Below are 21963 nucleotides of genomic sequence, written 5' to 3'. Positions count from 1 at the left end.
TGGTCCTCGACCGGGTGGCCGAACGACGCCGGGCCTCGCGCGGGGCGCCTCGCTGCGGTTGACTGGCCGGGCCGCGGCCCTTCCGGCCCACGGCCCGGCCGGAGTCCGCCCGGAGAACGCCCGTATCCGCCCGCTCGGAGGCATCCGCATGGCCAGGCAGTACGCGTACACCGCCGAGATCACCTGGACCGGCAATCTGGGTGCCGGCACCAGCGACTACCGCTCCTACTCCCGCGACCACGACGTAGCCGTCGAGGGCCTGCCGACCATCCTCGGCTCCGCCGACCCCGCCTTCCGCGGCGACCCGGCGCGCTGGAACCCGGAGCAGCTGCTGCTCGCCGCGCTCGCTCAGTGCCACCTGATGTCGTACCTGTACCAGTGCGCGGTGAACGGGGTCGTGGTGACCTCGTACGTCGACCGCCCGGTGGGCACCATGGCCGTCGCCGCCGGCAGCGGGCACTTCACCTCGGTGGTGCTGCACCCGCGGATCGAGGTCGCCGAGGCGGGCATGGTGGAGAGGGCCCTCGCCCTGCACACGGAGGCGAACCGCGGCTGCTTCATCGCCAACTCGGTCAACTTCCCGGTGCTGCACGAGCCCGAGGTGACGGTCGCGGGCCGGGAGTGACGGGACCGGTCCGACCGGCCCGGAGCAGTCCGGCCCGGAGCAGCGGGCCGGCCGGGGCGGTCGCCGGCCCCGACTACCGCCCCGGCCACGGCGATGTAGCCGGCCACCTCGTCGCACCGGCGGATCAGCCGGCGGGCGTCGGCCGCGGGCTCGGTGGAGCCGGCGCGAGCGGGCGGGGCCGGAGCGGATGAACTTCCTCCGCCTGGCGGAGATCGTCGGTGACGGTGGTGGGCGGCACAGTGAGGCCCGGGCGCGCGACGACCGCCGGTCGGAGGGACGTAGTCGGCGGCCGCCTCCCGGGCGGGGTGTGGTTCACCCGCAACGGGCCGCCGATCGCGTGGAGCGTTCCGGCGAGCCCGCAGCGGGTCCGGGCGGCGGCGAAGCGGGCGTCGTCGGGGCCGAGGGTCCTCGTCGGTGTTCGGACCTGCCCGGCCACGGAGGCCGGGCAGGTGCCGAATCAGGCCGAGAGCGTGTCAGTCGGCGGCGACCGGGAGCAGGCCGCGCTCGGCGAACACCTTCTTGGCGACGAAGGTCGCGTTGAGCGCCTTGGGGAAGCCGCAGTAGGCGGCGGAGTGCAGCAGCGCCTCGACGATCTCCTCGGGGGTGAGGCCGACGTTGAGCGAGGCGTTGACGTGCACGTCCAGCTGGGGCTCGCAGCCGCCGAGCGCCGTCAGCATGCCCAGGGTGACCAGCTGCCGGTCCCGCGGCGCCAGCCCGGGGCGCCGGTAGATCTCGCCGAAGCCCCAGGCGACCACCTGGTGGGCGAGCTCGGGGCTGATGTCGGCCAGCGCGTCGACGACCCGCTGCCCGCCCTCGCCGTCGACCCGGGTGAGGACCTCCATGCCCCGGTCGAAGCGGTCCTGGCGGGTCTCGGCGGGGTTCACGGGGGTGTCCATGCGGGTGCTTCCGTTCCGGCCGCACGGAGGCGGCCCGTCGTCCTGTCCGGTGCGGTCCGACCGGTGTGTCCGACCACCGGGCCGGGCGGCCCGCGGTCATGACAGGACGTTAGACGTTGGAGTGCACTCCAACTCAAGCCCCGCCGTCCGACGGCCCGTACGCGCACACCCGTGGCGCCGACGGCGAGAGGCGACAGGGCGGCCGGGGCCGCCACGCCGGGGAGGCGGTGCGGTGCCGCGGCCGTGACCCGGCGTCAGACGGACCAGCGGCCGGGGCGCCAGGAGCGGCGGCGACCGGCGGTGCCGAGCGCGGCGGCGCCGACCACGAAGGCCACCCCGGCGGTGGTAGCGGCCGCGATGACGACGGCCTGGTGCCCGGAGGGGTCCGCTGGCGGGGGCCGGAGCACGGTGACCGTCGGGGCGCTGCGGGGCGCCGGGTCACCGGCGACGGGAGCGCTGACGGCGGCCAGCGGGTCCACGGTGCCGTAGCCGAGGAGCGGGTCGGGCAGGGCGGTGCCCGGGTGGTAGGCGGTGGTCCGGAGCCGGTCGGCGAGGCGCTCCGGGGTGAGGTCCGGCCGGTAGGCCAGGGCGAGCGCCGCGGCGCCGGCCACCACGGCCGTGGCGAAGCTGGGCCCGGCGCCGGTGAAGTGGCCCTTGCCGCCGGGGCCGACGCTCAGCACGGCGTCGCCCGGGGCCACCAGGTCGACCCCGGCCGGATCCGCGGCGCCGCTCGGCGGGGCACCGTCGGGGCCGAGGTCGGCCACGGCGAGGACGCCCGGGAGGGCGGCGGGCAGGACGGGGGGCTGCGCTGCACCGGAGGACCCTGAGCCGCCCTGGTCGGGGGCGGCCGGGGCGATCACCAGCGCGCCGCGCTCGGCGGCGTGGCGGACGGCGTCGGCGAGTTCGGCCTCGCCCGTCGACACGGTGACGCCGACGGCGATCACCCGGGCCCCGCCGTCGGCGGCGTCCCGGATCCCCTTGGCCAGCGCGGCCGGCGTGGTGTTCCCCGCGTCGTCGGTCACGGCGACGGCGAGGATCCGCGCCTCGGGCGCGATCCCGGCGAAGCCGACGCCGTCCTGGCGGCGCGCGGCGACGAGCCCGGCGAGGAAGGTGCCGTGGCCGACGCAGTCGCGGGTGGAGTCGCCGGTGCCACCGTACTCGCGCGGCCCGGGGGTGAGGCGGCCCTCCAGGACGCCGGAGCCGGGGTCGACACCCGAGCCGACCACGGCGACCGTCACCCCGGCACCGCGGCTGAGCTCCCAGGCGGCCTCGGGGCGCAGGTAGGCCTGCGCCCAGGGGGTGCGGTCGGTGCCCTTGTCGGAGGGCTTGAGGCAGCCGTCGGGCCGCCCGCTGCCCCGGTTCTGGGCGACCAGCGGCAGGGCGGAGGGCTCGGCCCCGCCGGGGGCGGCGGCGGAGGCGCCCGGGGCGGCCGGTCGGGCGCGGGCCGCCGGCGTCCCGGCGACGGCCGCGGACGTGCCGGCGACGGTGCCGGGGACGGTGGCGGGCCCGGACGCCCCGGGGGCGGCGGGGGGCGCCGCCGGGGCCGCCAGGGCGGGCCCGGCCGGGAGCAGCAGGGCGCCGCAACAGAGCGCGGCCGCGGCCGCGCGGGCCGCCGTGCCCGCCGGCCCCGGAGTCGCCCGTGTCGCCCGTGTCGCCGGTGTCCCGGGCGTCCTCCTCTCCCCCGCCGTCACACCGCGCTCCGCTGCGCCGACCCGGGGATGTCCTGGGGCAGCAGCAGGCTGAGTTCGGAGAGGTCGCCGACGTCGAGCCGGGCGAGGCGGCCGGCCTGCCGGGTGACCATCGACTCCAGGGTCTGCCGGGCGAAACGGCCGTTGCCGAAGGTGCGGTCCCGCGGGACGGCCTCGCACAGCTCGGCGAGCGCGGCCAGCGTCTCGGGCGCGCAGACGTAGCCGGCCTCCTCGGCCTGCATCCGCACGATGGTGACGAGTTCGCCGGTGCTGTAGTGGTCGAAGGCGATCTGCTGGGAGAAGCGGGAGGCCAGACCGGGGTTGGAGCCGAGGAAGCCCTGCATCTCGTCCTGGTAGCCGGCGACGATCACGACGACCTCGTCGCGGTGGTCCTCCATCAGTTTCATCAGGGTGTCCACCGCCTCCTGGCCGAAGTCGCCGCCCGCGGCCGCGCCGCGCGGGGTGAGGGTGTAGGCCTCGTCGATGAACAGCACGCCGCCGCGGGCGCGTTCGAAGGCGTCGCGGGTGAGCTGGGCGGTGTGCCCGATGTAGCGGCCGACCAGGTCGGCCCGGGCGGCCTCGACCAGCTGGCCGCGCGGCAGGACGCCGAGCTCGGCGAGCAGCGCGCCGTACAGCCGGGCGACGGTGGTCTTGCCGGTGCCGGGCGGCCCCGCGAAGACGAGGTGGTGACTGATCCGGGCGGTCGGCAGGCCGGCCTCCTCGCGGCGACGGGCCTGGGTGATCAGGTTGACGAGGTTCTCGACCTGCTCCTTGGCCGCCGCCAGTCCGACCATCGACCGCAGCCGGTCGAGCAGTTCGCTGCCGCCGCCGGGCCCGCCCGGGCCGGCGGGGCGGGCCGTGGCGGCGAGCTCCGCGCCGAGGTCCTCGGGGAGCAGCCGGGCGAGGTCGGCGTCGGTGATGTCGGGGAGGGCGGCCAGCCGGGACGCCTGGCGGTCGACCATCTCCTCGAAGACCTTGCGGGCGGCGCGGCCGTTGCCGAAGTCGGCTCCCTTGGGCATCCGGGTGAAGTGCTCCCCGAGCACCTCCCGGGTGTCGTCGGCGAGTTCGAAGCCGTGCCCGGCGGCGGCCCGTTCGACGATGGTGACCAGCTCCTCCGCCGAGTAGTTGCGGAACTCGACGCTGCGGCTGAAGCGCGAGGCCAGGCCGGGGTTGGAGCCGAGGAAGGAGCGCATCTCCTCCGAGTAGCCGGCGACGATCACCACCACGTCGTCCCGGTGGTCCTCCATCAGCTTGACGAGGGTGTCGATCGCCTCGCGGCCGAAGTCCGGCCCGGTGCCGCCGGATCCGGCGGAGAGCGTGTACGCCTCGTCGATGAACAGCACTCCGCCGAGTGCCGACTGGAACACCTCGGTGGTCTTGATCGCCGTGCCGCCGACGATGGAGGCGACCAGGTCCGCCCGGGCCACCTCGGTGAGGTGCCCGCTGCGCAGCACGCCGAGCTCGGCGAGGATGGCGCCGTAGAGGCGGGCGACGGTGGTCTTGCCGGTGCCCGGCGGCCCCGCGAAGATCAGGTGCCGGCCCATCGGCAGGGCCGGCATGCCGGCCTGTTCGCGGCGCCGGGCCAGCTTGTTGAGGTTGACCAGGGTGGCGACCTGCTCCTTGACCCCCTCCAGGCCGACCAGCGCCTGCAGCGCGGCCTGCGGGCCCTCGGGCTCGGCCGGCGGAGGGTCGGCGGGCTGCTCCGCCGGGGGCCCGGCTCCGTCGACGCCCCCGTCGCCCGGCGCACCGCCCGGCCGGTCGGACGCCGGGCCGCTCCCCGCCCCGGCGGTCGCGGTGCCCCCGCCGTCGGCCCGCCCGTTCTCCCGGCTGGTCAGGTCCTCGACGGACAGCCGGTCACCGGACCCGGTCCGGGACAGGCCCGCGCCGCGGTTGCCGGTGACGGTGCAGCCGGTGATCCTGATCGGCTCCTCGGACTCGGCGCGCAGCCCGTCGCGGGCGTTGTCGGCCATCTCGCAGCCGGTCAGGGCGGCCCGGCTGCCCGCGGCCAGCAGGACGCCGTGCCGCCGGTTGCCGTGCGACCGGGAGCGGGCCATGGTCAGTTCGCCGCCGTCCTCGACGACGACGCCGTCGGCGGTGCACCCGGCGATGTCGCAGTCGCGCAGTGAGGCGGTGCCGCCGTGTCCGACCTCGACCCCGGGGACGCCGCCCGGAGCCGCGGCCCCCTTGCCTCCGGCGGCCCGGCCGCCGGCCGCACCGGCCGTGCCGCGCACGGTGGTGCCGCCCACCTGGGTGTTGCCGCCGTCGGCGACCCGCAGCGCGGCCAGCCCGGTGGCGGCCAGGACGCAGGACTCCAGCCGGCCGCGCCCCTCCCGCAGCACCTCGACGCCGTGGCCGCGCACCTCGGTGACGTCCAGCCGGCGCAGCAGCGGGTTGGCGCCGTCGCGCACGCTCACCCCCGCGCCGGCCGCGCCGCGCACCTCCAGCCGGTCGAACTCGGCGGCGCTCTCGCCGACCAGCTCGACGCCCGCGGCGCCGCCGTCACGCACGACAGTGCGGGTCAAGGCCGGGCTGGAGGCCTCGTCGACCAGGATGCCGGCCAGCTCCGGGGCGAGCACCTCGCACCCCTCGAAGCCGCCCCGGGAACGCCCGGTGACGTGGATGCCGTGGCCCTTGGTGCGCGCGGTGCGGCAGCGCCGCACCAGCGGATCGGTGCCGCCCGCCAGGACCAGGCCGTGGCCGCGGATGTCCTCGACCGTGCAGTCCTCCAGCAGCACCCGGGCGGCGGAGTCGACGAAGACCCCGATCGGCGCGGCGCGCACGGTGGTGCGCAGCACCCGGGTGCTGCTGTGCTCCTCCAGCGCGATCCCCGGTTTGTCGGTGGCGGAGATCTCGCAGTCCTCGATGGTGCCGCGGCCCTCCCCGTTGGCGCAGACGCCGTTGCCGCGGGCGTCGCGCAGGACGCAGTTGCGGACGACGGGGTCGGCCCGCTCGCCGATCACCACGGCGGAGCTGCCGAGGTGCTCGACCACGCAGTCCTCGATCACGCTGGTCCCGGTGGACGTCTCGACGATCCCGGCGCCGGCCGGGTTGACGACCCGGCAGCCGCGCATGGCGAGCGCCCCCTGCTCGCGGGTGAACAGGGCCGTCCACGAGTTGCCGACGACCTCGCAGTCGTCCAGGGCCGCCTGCCCGCGCGGGACGTCGACGGCCGGCAGCTCCTCGTCCCGGCCCTGGAGCACCAGCCCGGTCAGCTGGACCGCCTCGGCCACCACCTGCACCACCGCGCCGCGCCGGGGGGAGATCCGGACGCTGCCGCGGGCCTCCTCGGCGGTGATGGTCACCATCTTGGTGATCACCAGGTTCTCCTCGTAGCGGCCCGGACGGACGCTGATCACCGTGCCGCTGCGGGCCGCGTCGAGCGCGGCGCCGATGGTGCGGTAGCCGCCGCCGTCGTGCTGCTCCGCGCTGACCGTCAGCACATGGCGGATCATGGTGCGTTCTCCTCCGTCGTTCGTGGCCCGGGGGCCGTGGTGCGGGCCGTGCCGGGTGGCGTCGTGCCGTCGGGCGGGCCGGGTGGGCGGTGCAGGCAGGGCGGGCGGTGCAGGCAGAGCGGGCGGGGCGGGCAGAGCGGGCGGGGCGGGCAGAGCGGGCGGGGCGGGCCGTCCGGGCGGGGCGGGCCGGGGGTCAGCCCGTGCAGGACGCCCGGACCGCGGACGCGGCGTGGTGGGCGTACGTCTTCGTGGAACCCGACCAGTCCAGGCCCCGGGTGTGCAGCATCACGGCGATCTTGCCGCCGCTGAGCGGGAACGTCCCCACCGAGACCCACTGGCCCCGGCTGGAGACCTGGTTGACGGTGAACGAGTCGATCGTCCCGGTGCCGGGCGCCGACTTGTTCTGCACGGAGTAGTACGTCGGGGCGCCGCCGACCGCCTTCACGTCCCCGCTGCCGGGCACGTAGACCGACAGCTTGCAGCTGCCCGTGGTGACCGGCGCGGTGTTGAACGTCCAGACCACCGAGTTGCCGTCGTCCTTGGCGTCGCCCGACATCGGCACCGAGTAGTAGGACCCGTTGCAGCCGTCGCCCGAGTAGCCGCCGGAGTTGGTGCGCCACCCCGACTGCCCGTTGTCGTACCAGCCGTACGACTGCGTGGTGGTGCTGCCGCCGCACGACGGTCCGGCCACGGCCGCGTAGGTCGGCGGCGGGGGCGGCGCCGGCTGGGCGGGCTTGGCCGCGGGCGGGGCGGGGGCCGGCGGGGCGGGCTGCGGGGCCGCGGGCGGCTGCTGCGCGGCCGGCGGCTGCTGGGGCGCCTGGCCCTGCTGCGGCTGGCTCTGCGGTGCCCCGGCGCCGCCACCGCCCTGCCCGGCCGGGGCGCCACCGGAGGTGCGGGCTGCGTCCGGCTTGCCGGTCGTCGCCGCCGGTGCGGGGCCCCCTGCGGCCACCCGGCCGGCGAACGGCACGGACTGCCCGCCACCGGCGCCCTGGTCCACCGGGGCACCGCCGGCGGCGGCCGCACCACCGGCCGCCGCCGCAGCGCCGTCACCGGGCGGCGGGCCCGCGGCGTCGACCGGCTGACCGGCCGCCACGGGCTGCTCGGCCGGCACGTTCCCGTGCGCGTCGGCACCCGGGACGAACCCGTTGCCGCCGTCCTGCTGCGTGTACCCGGCGGGCGGCGGGCCCTCCGCGCCGGACGGCCCCGGGTCCTCCCCGCCGAACTTCGCGATGCCGAGCGGCACACCGACCAGCACCAGACCCGCGATCACCGCGGCGGCCACCATCGGCCGGGAGATCCGGCGGGGGCCGCCGCTCTCCTCCTCCTCGCCCGGCGCCTCGCCGGGGACGGCGCTCACCCCGGCGGGCGCGCCGGCGGCGATGGCGGCCGCCGCGGCGGGGGACGTCGTAGCGGGGGACGTCGCGGCGGCGGGGGTGGTGGCGGCTCGGGTCGGGGACGCCGTGGCGGCCGGCGCCGGGTCCGGGTCGGGCAGTGCGGGAGCCGCGCCGGAGGCGGGAGCGGCCTTCGTCTCGTTCGCGTTCACCCCGGCCTCGGGCGCCTCCTCGGAGACCTCCCCGACCGCCCCGACCGCCACCGCGGCAGCGCCCGCCGCGGAGACCGCCTGACGGGACGCCAGTTCCTCGGGCACGACCCACGCCACGGCGGGCAGCTGGATCCCGGCGCCCTCCGACCCCTCGGTCCGGCTCGCCCGGCCGCTCCGGTCCTTGCCCACCCTGGCCCCCTGGCCCTCGACGACGATCCTCGGCAGGGACCCGCCGCCGGCCCGGACCCGGTCGGGTCGGCCGGAACGACGCGTCCACCCGACTCGACGGCCGGAGCGCACCGGGAGGTTCAGCACCCGGCGAACTCGTCAGACGACCGGCGGCTTCCCGCCGCCACCGGTCCCGCCCCGGCCACGCCCACCCCGGCCACCGCCCCGGGGCGCACCCCGGCCACCACGGCCACCGCCGCGCGGAACGTCGCCACCGGTCGGGGGCCGGACGGGCGTCGGGGTCGGCACCGGTGCCGGGGACGGCTGACCGGTGGGTGTGTCGTCGGCAGCGGTGTTCTCCGCTGCGGGCTCCTCCGTCGTGGTGTCCCCGGCCGTGTTCTCCTCGCGCTGTTCCCCGGTGTCCTGTTCCCCGGTGTCCTGACCCTCGCTGTCCGTGCCCTCCGCGTCCGACTCCTCGCTGACCTCCCCCGGCTCGGAGTCCGACAGGTACGGCTCGTCGTGCTGCCCCAGTGGCGGCGTGTAGCCCTCCGGAGCAGTGATCCTCCCGTCCGTACCGAACAGCAGGGACTGCTGCTTGCCCTTCACCTGCACCGAGGTCCCGGTGATCTTCGCCGTCAGTGCCGCCCGCGCCTGCTCGTGCTTCATGAGGCACTCCGGCGCGGCCCAGTTGCCGAAGATCTTCCCGTGCGTGCCGCCCGTCACGACGACGAAGCCCAGATCCTTGGCGATGTACTCGTTGAAGACGGCGTGGGCCCAGTGGCAGGCCATGCAGTCGCGTTTGCGGCCGCCGATCGGCCAGGGCTTCAGCCTCGGCTCCTCCGCACGCTGCTTGCCCTTGTCCCGGGCCCGTGACGTGCCGCTGCTGCTCCCGGCGGCCGGGTCGTCCTCGTGGGTGGAGCTCTCGTCGCCGGACTCCCCGGCCGTCTCCTCGGTCTCCTCCCCGGGCTCCTGCTCCGACTCGGCCTCCCGCTCCGCGGTCTCCTCCGCCTCCTTCGTCCTGCGCTCCTCCTCCGCCTTCCTCGCGGCTTCGAACTCCTTCCGCATCTGCTCCTGCACCACGTTCAGGAGGTCCATCTCTCCGTGCACGCAGCCGGCTTCGGCGCGTTCGTTGGGCCTCCAGTTGATGCGGCTCGGGTCGATCAGCGCCCTGCGCACCGCGTCCAGACCCGCGGCGTCGTCGACGTCGTCGCCCTTGCGCCGGTACCGACCGTCCCTGATCGCGCGGAGCTTCCCCAGGTCGTGGTTCATGGCCGGGTTCGGAACGTCGTCCAGACTCGACAGACGGTTCCTCGCACTGTCCTGCTTCTCCTTGGACATACCGGAGTTGCCCGCGACGTGGACCACCCCGTCGATGACGGTCAGGGCGATGTGCGGCGTTCCGGTCACCTTGAACGACAGGCCGACACCGAACCGGTCCGCGCCCATCATGACGCGGGACATCCGGTCCAGGGCCCGGCCGAAGGCGCCGCGCAGCGAGTCCGTCTCCTCCCCGAGCCGGGCGTCCAGGCTGGGCGGGCGCAGCTCCAGCGGGAACGCGGTGTGACCCGCCGTACCCGGCGTGCCCTTGACGACGTAGGCCACGCCGTCCCGGTCCTCCACCCGGGCCATGTGGTCCTGGTTCGTCAGCGGACGGCTCCCGCCACGTGCCACGGTCCCCCCGCCCCGGCCGCCGCGACCGCGACCGCGCGTCGACGGCGCCGACGCGGGGTGGCCGGTGTTGCCGGTGCCGACGTCGGCCCCGCGGCCACGGCCGCGACCGGCGCCGGACCCGCCTCGGCCGCCGCGCGTCGTCTCGGTCGGTGCCGGCGGACCCGCGTCGTTCCCGCGATGTCCCCGGCCCCGGCCCCGGCCCCGCTCCTGGCTTTGGCCCTGCTCCTGGCTTTGGCCCTGGCCCTGCGGACGTCCGCCCCGGGAGGCCGGGTGCGCCGAGGCGCCCACGACCGGGTTGAGCGCCTGCTGCACCAGATCGGCCATCGACGCCGAGTGGTCCGGCGCCTCCGGGGCCGCGTCCGGATCGTCCCCGAGCGGCTGCTCCTCCGGATGCCCCACGCCCTCCACACCGTGCACGAACTCGCGGAAGCCGCGCAGCATCGCGTCGTCCGCGGAGGTCTCGCGGACCGGGTTCGCCGGTACCGGGCGGCCACTGTCCGGGCGCTCCCCGTAGAGCCGTTCCAGGACCGGCAGGAGGGTGGGCAGGTGGTCGCGCACCCACCCGGCACCGTTGTTGCGCGGCCGGTCGGTGTCCGGGTCGTGGCCGTGGTTGGTGCCGAGGTAGGTGTTGGTCAGCTGGGCGAAGAACTCGTGCTCGTCCGTCGACGAGTAGTTGCCGACCAGGTGCCCGCCCAGGTCGTGCACCGGCCCGTCGGGCCAGGCCGCCGTCGACTCGGTGTCGAACAGCCCGCTCAGGGTGTCGGCCATGTGATTGTCGAGGAAGACCTCCCGTATGCGTTCGCGCTCCTCGTCGGTGAGGGCGAACGCGTGGAGGGCGTGGGCGAACTCGTGGGTGGCGGTGGAGTAGCCGTCCTCGAAGCCCGCCGCCTCGCCGACCGAGGTGTCCTCGCCGAGCAGGTTCTCCGCGGTCACGGCGACGTACCGGCCCTCGGTCGCGCCCCGCACGTCGTGCCAGCGGCGGAACGCTCCCGCCGCGCCCCCGGCGGCACTGCCGGCCAGATGGCGGAAGCCGTCGACCTCGGTGACCGGGACGTCGTTCGGCACGACCACCACCCGCACCCCTCGCCTCAGCAGGTCCGCGGCGACGTCGGGGTTGCCCAGCATCCGCTCCAACTGGGCGTGCGCGGCCTGCCGGGCGGCCACCGGCCGGTGCACCCCCGGGTCCACGTCCACCAGCAGGCGGGCGGCGACCACCGCGAACTCCTCCGGCAGCAGGCGCTCCCGGAGGGTCCCGACGAAGTCGGGGTCGGCCGCGAGCTCGCGACGTGCCCCGGGCGCGAGCGAGTCCAGCGTCAGCAGACGCTCCTGCGGACCCAGCACCAGGAAGGCCTCCGCCGGCGGAGTCTCCTGAACCTGCGACGGCGGAACCGGCTCGGGCTCGGGAAGCGGCTCGGGCTCGGGAAGCGGCTCGGGCTCGGGAAGCGGCTCGGGCTCGGGAAGCGGCTCGGGCTCGGGCACGGGAAGCGGCTCGGGCACGGGAAGCGGCTCGGGCACGGGAAGCGGCTCGGGCTCGGGAAGCGGCTCGGGCTCGGGCGAGGCGTCGGGGCGGGGCACCACCGGCAGAGGTTCGGTGACGGCCTCCTTGTCCCGCTCGTCCTGCTTCGCCTGCTCCTGCCGGCGCGCCAGCTCCGCGAGCCTGGCCGACTCGGCCTGCTGCCGGGCCAGTTCCTCCCGCTCAGCCTGCTCCGCCTGCTGCCGGGCCAACTCCGCCAACCTGGCGAGCTCAGCCTTCTCGGCCGACTCCGCCTGCTGACGCGCCAACTCCTCCCGCTCAGCCAGCTCCGCCTGCTGCCGGGCCAACTCCGCCAACCTGGCGAGCTCAGCCTTCGCGGCCAACTCCGCCTGCTGACGCGCCAACTCCTCCCGCTCAGCCAGCTCCGCCTGCTGCCGGGCCAACTCCGCCAACCTGGCGAGCTCAGCCTTCGCGGCCGACTCCGCCTGCTGACGCGCCAACTCCTCCCGCTCAGCCAGCTCCGCCTGCTGCCGGGCCAACTCCGCCGACCTCGCCGCCTCGGCCTCTTCGGCCGCCCGCTGCGCCGCCGCGAGCTCCGTTGCGCTGCCCCCGGCACTGCCCCCGGTCCGGTCGCCCGGTGGCTCCGGCGGGCTCGGGACGCGGCCGAGGGTCTCGGCGATCCGTCCTGCGAGGTCGTTCGCCGACGCGTCCGGGACGGGCGGTCCGGGCTCCTCCTCCTGGTCCGGCGGCAGGTCGTAGGGGTCGGACGGCCGGCGGCCCGTGCGCCAGTTGTCCGGGGTGAAGTAGGTGTCGTCGGGGCCGGTGTGCTGCCGGGTGACCGACCGCTTCGGGACGGCGACCAGCACCGGGACGTCGCCGACCACGGTGTGCGGCCGCCACGACCAGGGTCCGGTGCGGTGCTGGAAGGAGAAGGTGAACTTGGCGTACCCCTCGAAGCGCACCAGCGGCTCGGGGAACTTGGAGTTCGTCACGGACCTCTCGGCGACGGTGCGTTCGCCTCCGGTGCGGCGCCCCGCGCCGCCGCCGAAGGTGATGCCGCCCATGATCTTGCCCTTGACCTTGGAGAACTCCAGACCGAACTGGCCCATGAGCTGGGTCATCCGGGAGGCCAGCGCGCGTTCGGTGAACCGGGTCGACACCTCGGCGGACTGGGAGATCTCCGACTTCGGCTCCTCGCGGCCCCGGCCGAGTGCGACCAGCTCCGCCCGCACGGTCACGCTCACCGTGTCGACGAAGCCCAGCCGGACGGTGCGGACCAGCGTCCCGCCCGCCGTCAGGTCGGGCAGGACGTCGATGAGGGTCACGCGGTCGAAGGCGCGCCGGAGCCGGCGTGCGTCCGCCGAGTCCGGGTCCAGCCGGAACAGGTTCCGGCCGAGGGTGCCGAGCAGGTTCCGCAGCGAGCCGACGTCGGGCAGGTCCACGAGCAGGTCCTCGGCGCCGAGCCCGCTCCACACCTCCCGGGGCGGCACGAGGTGGGTGGTCGTCGGGACGGCCCCGCGCGGCGCCCGCAGCGATTCCTCACCGGTGTCGGGGGCCCGGTGGCGCGCCTGCGCCGGCGTCCCGACCACCTGGGTGTCGGAGGTCTCCAGCAGCACGTCGAAGCCGAACTCGACGGTGGTGGTGGCCGCCCGGCGCGCACGCCCGGACCGTCGGTCCGCATCCGGCACCGGCCGTGGCGTCGGCGCGGAGCGCGCCGCGTCGCGGATCCGCTGGTTCTGCCGGTCCAGCTCCTCGACGAAAGGCCGGGGCAGGGGCGCGCCCGCGGGCAGGCCGGCGGCCGGGCGGAGCGCGCGCTGGCGCTGCTGTTCGGCGCGGGCCGCCGGCGGGAGGGTGCCGCGGACGGGCCGGGGCCTGCCCCTGCGGCGCAGCTCCACCTGGAGCACGCCGGTGCCCGTGAAGACGCTGCCGGGGACCTTGGTCTTGGTGGCGGTGCCGGTCCGCCCGGCGCCGTCGTGCTCGGTGATCCGTTCCTGGCCCCGGACGTGGCTCAGCGTGCCGCCGAGGACGAGGGAGACGGGCAGCGCGCCCACCGGGTCCGTGGTGACCACCAACCGCCCGGCGATTCCGTCGTCCGTGGCCGTGTTGTGGCCGGTCCGGCCGTCGGGGCCGCCCTGGGCGACGCCGCCGGCGCCGCCGGCGGCGAACTCGGTCTCCGTCGTGTCCGCCGTGTGCCGGATCTCCCGCACACCGGCCCAGCGCAGGACCACCGTGCCGCCGGGCACCTTGACGAAGTGCTCCTGGCCGGCCATCAGCGCGCGCATCCTGGACTGCACGGCGCCGGCCCGGAGGAGGGGTTCCAGCGTGCTCCGCACCCGTTCCCAGCCGGCGCCGTAGACGCTCCGGCCCGGCCGGTCGAGCTGGTCCAGCAGCGACGGGCGGTGTCCCGACCCGGGCTGCGGAGGCACAGGCACGGGCTGCGGCGCCGGCTGCCGAGACACCGGCCCGGGCTGCGGCGCCGGTCCGCGGTCCGGCTGCGGGGTGGGCCGGTCGTGCCCGGAGGGGAGGGCCCGGGGCTCCGGTGCCCAGACCCGCAGCAGCACGTCGGAGCCGCCGAGCACCCCGGAGTCGACGATCCGCCGGGGCACCGAGCGGTGTTCGGCGGGCGCCGGGGCCAGCCCCGTCTTCGGGTCGACGGGCAGTTCGCGGACGGGGAAGACCACGTCGATCCCGGTGACGGCGGTCGTCGGACCGGAGGCGTCGGCGAGCCGCTGCCGGACGGCCCGGCCGACCAGCACGGACGGCCGGTTCGACGTCACCACGACGGACAGCTCGACGGTCACGTCCCCCGTGAACCGGGCCGCCCGCTCGACGGTCTTCTCCTTCTCGGAACGGCTGGTCACCGTGTCGCGGGTGGTGCCCACCGTCCCGTGGGCGGCGGAGGTCTGGCTCAGCGTCACCGCCACGTGCGGGAACGTGCCGTCGACCGCCGCCGTCGCGGTGGCTCCGCCGCGCGTGTCGCGCAGGGTGCCGGTGGAGGAGACGGTCTCGCCGCCGCGCTCGAACTCGCACTTCTCGATCAGGCCCCGGTACTCCCGCATGGTCGCCGCGGCGCGCAGGAGCCGGACCTCGGCGGTGTAGCCCCGGTGCGAGACGGTCACCGTCCACCCGGCGCCGGTGGTGAGGGCCGCCAGCCGGGGGCGCAGCGAGGTCTCGTCGAGGTGGGGGGCGAGCGCGGCCTCGACCCAGGCCCAGTGCCGGCCGAAGACCGGCCGGAGCCGGGCGCCCACGGCGTCCAGGACGGCCCGGACGTCGTGCAGGCCGAGGACGGGGTCGGAGGCGCCGAGCTCCCCGGTCCGGGTGACCCGGTCCGGGGGTTGCACGGCGAGCGGCTCGACCGGGCGGGGCAACACGGCGGGAGGGCGGACGTCGGCCTGCTGGTCGCCGGAGGGCTGGTGCTCGCCCGGCGACGGGTGGTCGCCGGGGGCCTGCTGCCCGCCGGCCTCCTCGCCCTGCCCGGTGGGCGGGACGTCGGGGCGGGTGAAGACCAGGCGGGACGGGCCGCCGTCCGCCGCGGTCGGGTGCGGCGTCGTCAGGGACCTGGGGAGCGCCAGCAGGGCCCGGACGACGGCCCGTTCGGACGCGGTCGGTGCGCCGGCACCGTCGTGCGCGACCCTGACGTCGACCTCGACGTCGGCCAGGTAGACGACCATCGGCTCGGCGAACTTGGCGTTGGCGGAGCCGCCGGCGCTGTCCGCGGCCCGGTCGCCGCGGCGCGAGCGCGCGGCGTAGCCGCCTCCGCCGGTGGCCGCGACGGTGGTGTCGGCCGCAGGGAACCGGGGGCCGCCCTGGAGCCGGCCGGCCGCCGAGCGGAAGGTGTTGCGCCGGTCCCCGCTGCCGGCCGTCCACTCGTTCACGATGTTCAGCTCGGCCTCGTCGAACGCCCGGACGTAGGCCAGCCGCCGGACCTCGGCGCCGGCGAGCACCAGGGCGTCCGGCTGCCCGGCCCGCACCAGCAGCGGCGAACGCAGGTCGATGCCGTGGCTCATCCCCGGGAGCAGTGCCGCGAGCCGTTCGCGGCGGAAGGCCCCGCGCACGGCCGGGCCGAGCGCCGTCCAGCCCTCGGCACCGAAGGTGCGCCGGCCCAGGCCCTCCAGGACCTCCGTCAACCCGGGGAGCGCGTCGGGCCCGTCCTGGGGGCCGGACGGGAGGACGTCGAGCACGACGGCGCCCGTCGGCAGCCCGGTGCGGCCGTGGGCCGGGTCGGGGCCCCACACCTGGGGTGCGGGCATCCGGGCGGCGGTGCCGGGCGGCAGCACGGGCGCCCGGAGCGGCCCGGGCTCGTCGTCGGTGCGGAACGTCCGCCCCGCTTCGCCGGCCTCGCACTCCGCGGCCTGGAAGAGCACCTGGAACCCCAGGTCCGCCCTCGCCCGGTCGGGGCCGACGGCGCCGGTCCGGTCCCGGTGGGCGAGCGAGAGCCGGACGACGCCGTCGAAGATCGCGCCCGGGACCTTGGCCTTGAGCGCCGCACCCGTCCGCTGCGCGTTCTGCCCGACGGTGTTCCGGTCGCTGCCGCGCTGCCCGGTCAGCACGCCGCTGCCCGTGCCGCTGACGGGATCGTCCTTCCCGGTTCCGGAGACCTTGGCCGAGAACCCGAGCCCCAGGGTCACGGCCCTGGTGCTGGAGGAGGTGACGGCACCCGTCGCGTCGGCACCGGTGTTGAACTCGCTCGGGTCGGTGTTGCGCAGGTGCACCAGCTCCAGGACCGTCGCCGAGACCAGGACGCTGCCCCGGCCCTCCGCCAGCGGGACCTCCAGCGGCTCCCCCGCGGTCATCGCCCTGAGCTGCGCCTGCAGACTGGGCAGGTCGAGCTGCGCGAGGAGCTCGGCCCGCACCGCGGGCCAGTCGTCGCCGAACCGCCGCCGGCCGAAGGCCTCCAGCCCGGTGTCCGCGTCCGCGGGCCCGAACAGGGCGGTGTGCCCGTCGGCGCGGTCGCCGCGCCCGTACCGGGTGCGGACGTCCTTGACCACGTCCATCCCGCCCAGCGCCGCCGTGCGGAGCACCCGGGCCGGCGGGGCGTGGTGGGTCTTCGGCGACGGCGCGTCACCGCCGGACTCCGCGGCCGGGGTGACGACCCGCGCCGACAGCCGCACCGACACCGGTCCCTCCTGCCCGGGCCGGGGGGCGGCCGCCACCACCGGGGTCCGCGACAGCGGGCGGGCCGGTGTGCGCACGCCCGGGACGGCGGAGAAGTCGAGGTCGAGAAGGATCTCCGCGTCGACCCACAGCACCGGCTCCGCCGTCTTGCTGCGGTGCGTCACCCGCCCGGTCGAGGCGACCGCCGTCCCCTCGGCGCGGTCCGCGACGCGGGTCGCCGGACCGGTCACGCCGACGGCCGAGGCCGGCTTCCCGCTGACCACCAGCCCCCCGGCCCACCGGGTGCGGCTCTCGCGCAGCGCGCCCGTCCCCGCGGACGAGTCACCGCCGTCCTCGAACTCGAACTTCTCCGTCCGGTGCGCGGTGACCGCCCGCACCACCGTGGCACCGACCCGCAGCAGGCCCGGCCCACCGCCGAGGTCCAGCGGCAGCAGCAGGTCGTCGCCCCTGGTCATCCGGGACAGGTGGGGCTGCAGGGTGCGCACGTCGAGCTGCTCGGCCAGCCGCTTCCGGATCTCCTCACGCCGGCCCGCCGACACGCCCGCCGGCAGGTGCGCGAGCACGGCCTCCACGACCCGGCCGTTCGGACCGTGGACCAGTACCACGCGGTCGCCCGCGCTGATCCATCCCTCCTCGGTCATCCGGCGCGGCGGGGCGGGCAGGGGCGGGGTCGGGAGCGGAGTCGGGAGCGGGGTCGGGGCCGGGACGGTGGCGGGCTGCTCCTGCGGGGGGACGGGCGGCTTGGTCGGCTCCTCCCCCTCGTGGTGCTCCTCCTCGGGGTTCTCGTCCCCCTGGAGCCGGTCCTCCTGCGGCGTGTCCGCCTCCTTCGGCGGCTCGTGCTTCGGCGGCTCGTGCTTCGGCGGCTCGTGCTGCGACGGCTCGTGCCCGTGGCTCTCCTGGACCGGCTCGTTCGGTGGACCCGCCGGGCGGGTCACCCAGGTGAGCGCGCTGTAGTGCGCGCCGCGGATGTCGGCGGGGTTGGAGCGGTGCACGTCGACGGTCCGCGCGGCCTCGGGGTTCAGCACGAAGGACCTGCCGTGGTCGTCGTGCACCACCAGGCGCACGGCCAGGGCGTGCGCGACGACCTGCGCGATCTCGTCGTAGAAACGGCTGCTCCACAGCGACCGGTTGCGCACCGCCATGTCCACCAAGAGGCTGAGCGGCTGGTCGCGGAGGTCCGCGAGGGTCAGCCGCCGGGGATCGGTGTCACCGTCGTGCACCCACAACGTCCCTGCGAGCGCGGGAAGCTGCTCCAGCATCCGGCTCCAGGCGGCGTCCGCGTCCGCCGCGGGCGCCCCGGCGGCGAAGACCGCCCGCAGGTGCTCGACCAGGTCCTCCCGACCCACGCCGTCGAACGCCGTTCCGGCGATCGCCCGCACCTGACGCTCCGTCAGATCGTCGAGCAGGAAGTGCAGCGGGCTCTGCTCCCGGGAGTCGATGCTCTCCCGCATCGGGGCGCCCGCCGGGCCCCGGAACCAGTGCGAGACGACCCTGCGGGCGTCCCGCGCACCGAGGTCGCGGTGCTCCCAGGGGCCGAGCCCGTGGTCGGCGCCGGCCAGCACCGCGGTGAACAGGCAGTCGCCGTCGCCCGGGGTCTCCAGGACGTCGAAGGACGACCCGTCCGCCCGCGTCACCCGCTGCACCACGCGGTGGCCCGGCCCTGCCTCCGGCCCGTCCGATGACGGCTGGTCGTCCTGCAGGAACCCGCCGAGCCCTCCGACACGCCGGGAGTCCTTGGACTTCCTGGTCTTCTTGGTCGATTCCGGCTCGACGGGCGGGTGCGAGCCCCGCTCCGTGTCCGGCTCCGTCCCCGGCACGAACTTGACCCAGCGCCCGCGCGTGCCGTGTTCGTCGCTGAGGATGCCGAGCTGGGCGACACGCTGTCCGACGGCCACGTGGATGGTGGTCGTGGACGCCCAGACCACGCGGCCGGTGGCCTCGGCGAGCTCCTGCGCGACCGCCTTCCCGCTGTCGCCCAGGGCTCCCGCCTGGCACGCGAGCAGCACGATCTGCGTGTCCGGCGGCATTCGCCGGAAGCTGGGACGCCGACGCACGACCTGGCCGAGCCCCGTGCCCGAGACGTACACCTTCTTCTTGTTCCCGTTGGCCGGCTGCCCGGACAGCGTCGGCAGTATGGCCGCCAGGTGCGTGGCGTGCGTCATGACGGTGTAGATCGGCGCCGAGACGTCCCAGGGGACGAGGCCGATGGAGCCGAGGTCCGGATCGTCCGACGCGGCCGCCAGCGTGGGATTGTCCCGGAAGTCGGAGGACAGGTACTCGAAGTGCGGACTGGTCGGATCGAAGCCGTCACGCACTGCTTCCCACTCCCGGGTGAGCGAGTCGTCCCGGAAGAAGCGGCCGCCCGACTGCCTGCCCAGCGGGAAGAGGATGGGCTGACTGTCGAGGTCGTCCTCGTCGACGATGTCCGGCTTCTTCGCGTCGACCCGGCGCCCGTTCTCCTTGGTGACGCCCTTGGTCGGGATGCTGGAACCCTCGGGCGCCTCCGGCATCGTCGGATCCGGCGGGACCTCCTTGATCCAGAAGCCCCGTTCGGCCTTCGCCCCGCCCTTGCCCTTCAGGTCGGAGCGCAGCCTTCCCCGGACCCGGATCTGGCCGTCCGTCAACGTCGTCGCCACCGAACTGGTCCACACCGTCCGTCCGGTCGCCGCGGCCAGCGCCCGCGGGAACACCAGGTCCGTGCCGAGGTCGGAGGGTCCGACCAGAACCAGCGGGGTCTCCGGGGCGAGGACGTCGCCCGGCAGGTCGGCCGCCACGGCCTTGGCGAGGTCGTCGGGGTCGAGGTCCGACAGCTTCGTGGGGATCAGCAGGAGGAAGGGCTCGTGCCCGGTGATCTCGGTCAGGCTGTAGTTCTTGTTCTTCTGCTCCTTGGCGTCCTGATCCTCCGGGTCGCTCCCGTCCTCGGCGTCCTTCGCCGGCTTCGTCGATTTCGGGGGCTTCGCAGCCTTCTCAGGCTTCGCGGGCTTCTCCGGCTTCGCGGACCTGGCCTTCTTCCCGGCCTGCACGGCGGTCGTGGCGCTCGGCAGGCTCTCCGCCGCCGCGCCCTCCGCGGTGACGTCCGGAGCCGCCACGCTCCGCTCCACCGGCTGGTACGGCCCGTCGACGGGCTTCACCGGCGAGGACCAGTGATAGACGCTGCGCACGTCATCGGCCACGGCGGGCAGCTCGTCGGGCCAGGCCCGGGCCCGCAGCAACAGGCCGACCGTGACGCCTCCGGACGTGGTCAAGGGGCGGGTCTGATAGCGCTTCTGCCGTTTGTCCGGCTCCTCCTTCGCCTCACCGGCGCCCTCGGAGAGGGGCTCGGGGAGCGTCTGCGGCGCGGCCGTCTCGCCGGACGCCGACTGCTCCCCCTGCAGCGCGGCCGGGAGCAGGACTTTCAGCAGGGCATCCCGCAAGGCGGACCCGCTCAGGGACGGATCGATCGCTCGGATCGCGTCCACGACGGCCTTCAGGTGCTCCGGCGACGGGCGCTGCCGGTCCGGCAGGCCGTGCAGGTCGTGTGCCATGCCCGCCAGCCAGCCGCCGGTCAGGTAGGCGACCCTCATCCGGTAGTGGTCGCGGGCGAGTTGCTCCAGTCGCCGGAGCGCCCTGACCCTGTCGAGGTCGCGCGTGATCGCCTCCGGGGCCACGTCCCGGTGGTAGAGGTCGTCGTGGATCTTCAAGAGTGCACCGGCGGCGAGCCGTTCCCGCGAGGAGGGCGCGGATGCCGAGGACTCCTCGCCGGGCGGCACCACGGCAGGGTCACCGGTCGTGGCGGACTCCTCGGCCAGATCGCGCGCGACCTCGTCCAGTGCGTCCCGGGTGACCGTGCCGCCCGCACCGTCGATGCCACGGGTGACGATCGCCGCCGGTGAGGTGGGAGGCGTGGTCACCGCGGGCTTCTTGGCCCGTCCGGAGAAGCTCGTCGTGTCGTCGTCGTAGTCGTCGTCGTAGTCGTCGTCGTACTCGTCGTCGTACTCGTCGTCGGTGCTGTCAAAGTCCTCGTCGTAGACGCTGTCGTCATCCTCTCCGTAGACGCTGTCGTCGTCCTCCCCCAGGAGGTGCCTCGCCACCGTCCGTCGGACTTCGGAGGCGGCGTCGGACCGATCCCGTTCGCCGCTGCCACGGGGGAAGTCCGGCATCAAGCCTCGACGGGCCAACGACTCGACGTTCACACCCAGTTCGGCGGCCAGCCGGTGCCAGGGGTCTGCCAGTCCGTCCGCCCCGTACCGGGCGAGCAGGGCGCGGGCATCGGCGAGCGAGAGGTCCCCGTGCTCGCCGGAGCTGCCGCCCGACTTGTCCCGCAGGTCAGCCAACAGCCGCTGCCAGTCGGATTCTTCGGCAGCCTCCCGGCTCTGCCGGGCACTCTCCCGCGTCGCCCGGTGGGCAGCCTGCCGCTCGGCATCGCGCTGCTCCTCGCGGGCCTGCTCGTCGGCGAGGAGACGCTTCTGCTCCTCCAGGGCCTCCGCGCGCGCCCGGGCCCTGGCCGTCGCGTCGGCCTCCCGCTGCACCTGCCGTTCGGCCCTGCGCTGCTCCGCCTCGGCGGCCTCCCGGGCCCGCTGTGCGGCGCGTTCGCGGGCCTGCGGGTCGTTCGTCTGCTCCTCGCGTCGGCGCTCGGCGGCCTGGTGGCTCGCGCTCTGCTGACCGGACTCGGTGGCCCGCCCGTCGCGGGTGGCGTCCTTCCCCCCGAGGACGTGGCCCTGGCCGGGGAAGTCGCCGCGCGCCTTCGGGGGTGCCGCGGGCGGGCGCTCCTCCCGCGGGCCGTCACCGGGCCCGTCCGTCAACCGGTGCCCCTGACCCGGGAACCTGTCCGGGGCCGTGGGGGTGTCCGAGCCGCCGGGGTGCTCGGGCCCGGCAGGCCCGGGTACCACCTGCGTCCGGCTGCCCTCGGACTGCCGGCGGGTCTGCACACCGGATTCGGACGGAGCCGAACCCGCCTGGTCGCGGCCACCGGAGCCCTTGTTGGGCGCGACGGCACCGGAGTCGTCGCCGTCCCTCTCCTTGAGCTCGTTGAACGCGACGATCCTGGACCTGCGCGGAGGCCGCGGCTTTCCGTCGTCGCCGTCACGGCGCGGGCCCTCGGAGGGCGAATCGGCGGTCGGCTTCCGGTCCCCCTTCAACTCCGCCTGACGATCCAGGAACGCCGACACCCGCTCACCACGCGGCCCCGACGCAGACCCACCCAAACCATCCCCACGACCCGAGAACGGCACCACCGGCGGCACCTCACCACCGCCATCACCGTCACCACGCGGGCTCTCCGACGGCGAATCCGCCGTCGGCCTCCCATCCCCCCTCAACTCCCCCTGACGATCCAGGAACGCCGACACCCGC

The 21963-nt window shown here is 75.9% G+C and carries 6 protein-coding genes; 1 reads left to right on the top strand and 5 read right to left on the bottom strand.

The genetic code is table 11. The annotated features are described in order from the left end of the window. Window positions 1-148: 148 nt before the first annotated feature. Window positions 149-625 (top strand): OsmC family protein, encoded by a 477-nt coding sequence (locus ACFYUY_RS35450; RefSeq protein WP_360216897.1) that lies wholly within the window; start codon window positions 149-151, stop codon window positions 623-625. A 473-nt stretch (window positions 626-1098) separates the two neighbouring features. Here ACFYUY_RS35450 and ACFYUY_RS35445 read toward each other — a convergent pair whose 3' ends face one another. The 5 genes from ACFYUY_RS35445 to ACFYUY_RS35425 form a co-directional block, all read right to left on the bottom strand. After that, window positions 1099-1521 carry a carboxymuconolactone decarboxylase family protein gene (locus tag ACFYUY_RS35445; protein ID WP_360216894.1) on the bottom strand — a complete coding sequence of 141 codons (423 nt, stop codon included), beginning with the start codon at window positions 1519-1521 and terminating at the stop codon, window positions 1099-1101. 254 nt (window positions 1522-1775) lie between these two features. After that, on the bottom strand, window positions 1776-3212 hold the full coding sequence (locus ACFYUY_RS35440) for a S8 family serine peptidase (protein WP_387907003.1): 1437 nt from the start codon (window positions 3210-3212) through the stop codon (window positions 1776-1778). Further along, on the bottom strand, window positions 3209-6661 hold the full coding sequence (locus ACFYUY_RS35435) for a right-handed parallel beta-helix repeat-containing protein (RefSeq protein WP_387907001.1): 3453 nt from the start codon (window positions 6659-6661) through the stop codon (window positions 3209-3211). Before ACFYUY_RS35435 ends, ACFYUY_RS35440 begins: the two co-directional genes overlap by 4 nt. 193 nt (window positions 6662-6854) lie before the next feature. Beyond that, on the bottom strand, window positions 6855-8393 hold the full coding sequence (locus ACFYUY_RS35430) for a hypothetical protein (RefSeq protein ID WP_387906998.1): 1539 nt from the start codon (window positions 8391-8393) through the stop codon (window positions 6855-6857). Between the two features lie 138 nt (window positions 8394-8531). Further along, window positions 8532-21413: a hypothetical protein gene (locus ACFYUY_RS35425; RefSeq protein WP_387906996.1), complete on the bottom strand. Its 12882-nt coding sequence runs from the start codon at window positions 21411-21413 to the stop codon at window positions 8532-8534. Between the last annotated feature and the right edge of the window lie 550 nt (window positions 21414-21963).

The organism is Kitasatospora sp. NPDC004745 (assembly GCF_042873275.1).
GTDB lineage: Bacteria > Actinomycetota > Actinomycetes > Streptomycetales > Streptomycetaceae > Kitasatospora.
Note: the sequence above shows the minus strand (reverse complement) of the source record. Positions and strands in the feature narration are given on the sequence as shown.